Annotated in this window: 4 protein-coding genes and 1 pseudogene; 1 reads left to right on the top strand and 4 read right to left on the bottom strand. The window is 72.0% G+C overall.

Features of this window, described 5'->3' with window-relative positions:
• The 3 genes from H5J30_RS18960 to pdhA form a co-directional block, all read right to left on the bottom strand.
• On the bottom strand, positions 1-268 hold a 268-nt coding region (locus H5J30_RS18960; protein ID WP_309505572.1), incomplete at its 3' end, for a biotin/lipoyl-containing protein.
• A 22-nt stretch (positions 269-290) separates the two neighbouring features.
• On the bottom strand, positions 291-1,271 hold the full coding sequence (locus H5J30_RS18955) for an alpha-ketoacid dehydrogenase subunit beta (protein ID WP_181788606.1): 981 nt from the start codon (positions 1,269-1,271) through the stop codon (positions 291-293).
• A gap of 2 nt (positions 1,272-1,273) precedes the next feature.
• Positions 1,274-2,710, bottom strand: coding sequence for a pyruvate dehydrogenase (acetyl-transferring) E1 component subunit alpha (gene pdhA, locus H5J30_RS18950; RefSeq protein WP_181788605.1), 1,437 nt, complete (start codon positions 2,708-2,710; stop codon positions 1,274-1,276).
• Positions 2,711-3,064: 354 nt separating this feature from the next.
• Here pdhA and H5J30_RS18945 point away from each other — a divergent pair, with 354 nt between their 5' ends.
• Positions 3,065-3,751, top strand: a complete 687-nt coding sequence (locus H5J30_RS18945; protein WP_037730468.1) for a response regulator — start codon at positions 3,065-3,067, stop codon at positions 3,749-3,751.
• Between the two features lie 166 nt (positions 3,752-3,917).
• Here H5J30_RS18945 and H5J30_RS18940 read toward each other — a convergent pair.
• Positions 3,918-4,447 (bottom strand): annotated as a pseudogene (locus H5J30_RS18940) (serine/threonine protein kinase); the annotation flags it as partial.

The following is a 4,447-nucleotide window of genomic DNA, read 5'->3' as shown; positions in this document are numbered from 1 at the left end:
CGGGGGCGGCCCCGGGTTCGGTGTCGACGGCGATGATCGCCGTCCCCACGTCGACCGTGTCGCCCTCGGCGAAGCGGATCTCCTGCACCACCCCGTCGTACGGGATCGGCAGTTCGACCGCCGCCTTCGCGGTCTCCACCTCGCACACCACCATGCCGTCGTGCACGGCGTCGCCCGGCTGGACGTACCACTTGAGGATCTCCGCCTCCGTCAGGCCCTCGCCCACGTCGGGCAGCCTGAACTCGCGGAGGCGCGCGGTGTTGCTCATGGTCACGGACACGCTCCCTACTTCAGTACGCAAGCGCGCGGTCGACGGCATCGAGTACCCGGTCCAGGTTGGGGAGGTACTCCTCCTCCAGCCTCGCGGGCGGGTACGGCGCATGGAAGCCGCCGACGCGGAGCACCGGGGCCTCCAGATGGTAGAAGCACCGCTCGGTGATGCGCGCGGCGATCTCCCCGCCGGAGCCGTAGAACACCGGGGCCTCGTGCACGACGACCAGCCTGCCCGTCTTCTCCACCGAGCGCTGCACGGCGTCGAAGTCGATCGGCGACATCGACCGCAGGTCCAGAACCTCCAGCGACGTGCCCTCCTCGGCCGCCGCCGCGGCGACCTCCAGACAGGTCTTCACCATCGGCCCGTACGCGGCGAGCGTGAGGTCCGTGCCCTCCCGGGCGACCCGCGCCTCGTGCAGCGGCCCGGGAATGGCCGAGGTGTTGACCTCGCCCTTGTCCCAGTAGCGCCGCTTGGGCTCGAAGAAGATCACCGGGTCGTCGCTGTGGATGGCCTGCTGGAGCATCCAGTAGGCGTCCCCGGGCGTCGACGGCGAGACGCACTTCAGCCCCGCCACGTGCGCGAACAGCGCCTCCGGCGACTCGCTGTGGTGCTCGACCGCGCCGATGCCGCCGCCGTACGGGATCCGGATGACGACCGGCAGCTTGACCGTGCCCAGCGCCCGCGCGTGCATCTTCGCGAGCTGCGTGACGATCTGGTCGTACGCGGGGAAGACGAACCCGTCGAACTGGATCTCCACCACCGGCCGGTACCCGCGCAGCGCCAGCCCGATCGCGGTGCCGACGATGCCGGACTCGGCGAGCGGCGAGTCGATGACCCGGTCCTCGCCGAAGTCCTTCTGCAGCCCGTCGGTGACGCGGAAGACGCCGCCGAGCTTGCCGACGTCCTCGCCGATGACGAGCACCTTGGCGTCGTCCTCCATGGCCGTGCGCAGCGACGCGGTGATCGCCTTGGCCAGTGCCATCTTCTCGACCGCCATGGTCAGTGCCCCTTCCCGGCGGCGGCGCCCGCCTCGTCGGCGAAGTCCGCGGAGTCCGCGAAGGACGCCTGGTACGCCGCGTACTGCGTGCGTTCCTCGTCCACGACGGAGTGCCCGTCGGCGTAGATGTTCTCGAAGATGGCCATCGGGTCCGGGTCCGCCATGGTCCTGATGGACTCGCGGACCCGCTTGGCCAGCGCGTCGCTCTCCTCGTCGAGACCGGCGAAGTACGCCTCGTCGGCGAGGTTCTCCCGCTCCAGCAGGGTGCGCAGCCGCAGGATCGGGTCCTTGGCCTCCCAGGCGGCGCGCTCGTCGTCGCGGCGGTAGCGGGTGGGGTCGTCGGAGGTGGTGTGGGCGCCCATGCGGTACGTGTACGCCTCGATCAGCATCGGGCCCTGGCCGGAGCGGGCGTGCTCCAGCGCCTTGCGGGTGACGGCGAGCACGGCGAGTACGTCGTTGCCGTCGACGCGGACGCCGGGGAAGCCGTAGCCGGCGGCGCGGCGGTAGAGCGGGACGCGGGTCTGGCGCTCGGTGGGCTCGGAGATGGCCCACTGGTTGTTCTGGCAGAAGAAGACGACCGGGGCGTTGTAGACGGCGGCGAAGGTGAACGCCTCGGCGACGTCGCCCTGGCTGGAGGCGCCGTCGCCGAAGTAGGCCACGACGGCGGAGTCGGCGCCGTCCTTGGCGACGCCCATGGCGTAGCCGGTGGCGTGCAGCGTCTGGGAGCCGATGACGATCGTGTAGAGCTGGAAGTTGTTGCTGTTGGGGTCCCAGCCGCCGTTGTTCACGCCGCGGAACATGCCGAGCAGCAGCGTCGGGTCCACGCCGCGGCACCAGGCGACGCCGTGCTCGCGGTACGTGGGGAAGACGTAGTCGTCCTCGCGGGTGGCCCGGCCGGAGCCGACCTGGGCGGCCTCCTGGCCGAGCAGCGAGGGCCACAGGCCCAGCTCGCCCTGGCGCTGGAGGGTGACGGCCTCGGCGTCGAAGCGGCGGGTGAGGACCATGTCGCGGTAGAGGGCGCGCAGTTCCTCGGGGCTCGGATCGACGGCGTACTCGGGGTGCTCGACGCGCTCGCCCTCGGGGGTGAGGAGCTGGACCAGTTCGGAGGCGTCGGCGCCGTCACCTTGCGGCAGGGGCCGGGACCCGACGGGCGCCTTCCCGGCCGCTTCGGCCGTCTTGGCCGCCGCCTTGGCCGTCTTGGCCGTCCTGGCGGGCTTCGCCTTCTTCGCGGGCGCCGTCTTCTTCGCGGGTGCCGCCGTCTTCTTGGCGGCGGCCTTCTTCGCAGGCGCCTTCTTGGCCGGCGTCTTCCTGGCCGCTGCCTTCTTCGCGGGCGCCCCGGGCGTCTCGGGCGCCGCCGTCGCGGCCGCGCTCCCGCCGTCGCTCCCGCTGGTGCGCTTGCTGCTGCGGCGCGGGTGGCGCGCGGCAGTGCTCTCGGTCACGGTCTCTCCTGACGTCTCTCCGGCCCCCGGGATCGCCGGTGGCCTTCGGTCCCCCCGCGGCAGCGGAGGGCGGCTCACCCGATTCCCATACGTGCACGGGGTGGGTGCACCGATGGGGGTCGGGGGTGACAGGCGCCCGGCATCCTTCCCACTGGCAGGCACGTTACACAGTGGTCCGCTGCTTCGCGAAGCGGTCCTGACCTGCGGTTTTGCTTTGATTTCCTAGTAACGCAGGAGCCGGCTCGCCTCGTCGGCATCAGGTCCACTGGTCACAGCCTCGCAGGCTGCCGGGACACTGGCACGTTATCCCGGCGGCCCTGAGCGCGGGAAGACCCAGTATGTGAGACTGGGACAGTGGCCATAGATGGAAAAATCACCGTATTCCTACTCGATGACCATGAAGTGGTCCGTCGGGGGGTACACGAGATGCTTCAGGCCGAGCCGGACATCGAGGTCGTCGGCGAGGCCGGCACCGCCGCCGACGCGCTCGTCCGCATCCCCGCCGTACGGCCCGACGTGGCCGTACTCGACGTCCGGCTGCCCGACGGCAGCGGCGTCGAGGTCTGCCGGGAGATCCGCTCCCGGGACGAGGGCATCAAGTGCCTCATGCTCACCTCGTTCGCCGACGACGAGGCGCTCTTCGACGCGATCATGGCGGGCGCCTCCGGGTACGTGCTGAAGGCCATCCGCGGCAACGAGCTGCTGACCGCCGTACGGGACGTCGCCGCCGGCAAGTCGCTGCTCGACCCGGTCGCGACGGCGCGGGTGCTGGAGCGGCTGCGCGACGGCGGGCGCGGGCGGGAGGACGAGCGGCTGGCCGGGCTCACGGACCAGGAGCGCAGGATCCTCGACCTGATCGGCGAGGGGCTGACGAACCGGGCCATCGGCGAGCGGCTGCACCTCGCCGAGAAGACCATCAAGAACTACGTGTCCAGCCTGCTGTCGAAGCTGAACATGGAGCGCAGATCGCAGGCCGCGGCGTACGTCGCCCGCCGCCAGGCGGAACAGGGCGGCAGCGGGGACCGCGACCGGGAGGGGTAGCCGACCGGGCCGGGGCCCGGGTGTCCGCCGGCGGCGGGGCGGGTGGTGGCGCGGTGTACGCGGGCCGTACGCCCCGCGTGCGGCGTACGGCGCCTGCGCGGCCCGTACGCGCCGCGCGGGCACGTCCGCCCGTAACCGGCCGTCCGCGGGGCGGCGGGGCCCTGGCTCAGCCCTCTGTGCCGCCGTTGGCCTGGCCGCCCTGGACGACCTCGCCCCCGATCTCGCCGCCCTCGACCTCGCCGGACGTCTCCCCGGTCGTCTCGCCCGTGGTCTCGCCGGTCGTCTCACCGGTGGTCTCGCCCGTCGTGTTCCCCGACGTGCTGCCCTCGGACGTGCCGCCGCTGCCCTCGCTCGTGCTGCCGCCGACGTCCTCGGTCGGCTCGCTGGGCGAGCCGGTCGGGCTGGTCGGTTCTGTCGGCATGTCCGTCGTCGAGTTGGTCGGCGGGGGCTCCTCGGTGTCCTCGTACGTGGGCTCGTCCTCCTCGTACGTGGGCTCGTCCTCCGTCGGCTCCGGCGAGTGCTTGTCCGTCTCGTTGTCCTTCGTCGGCGACGGCTTCTGCGACGTCGACGGCGGCGGCGCCTTCTTCGGGTCGTCCTCCTCGCCGCCGCTCAGCGCGAAGGCCACGCCCATCACTATGGCGATCACCGCCAGCGCCGCGATCGCCCACATCTTGCCGCGCCCGCGGCCCGCCCGGC

Source organism: Streptomyces phytophilus (assembly GCF_013870535.1).
Lineage (GTDB): Bacteria > Actinomycetota > Actinomycetes > Streptomycetales > Streptomycetaceae > Streptomyces > Streptomyces phytophilus.
This window is presented reverse-complemented; position numbering and strand designations above follow the sequence as displayed.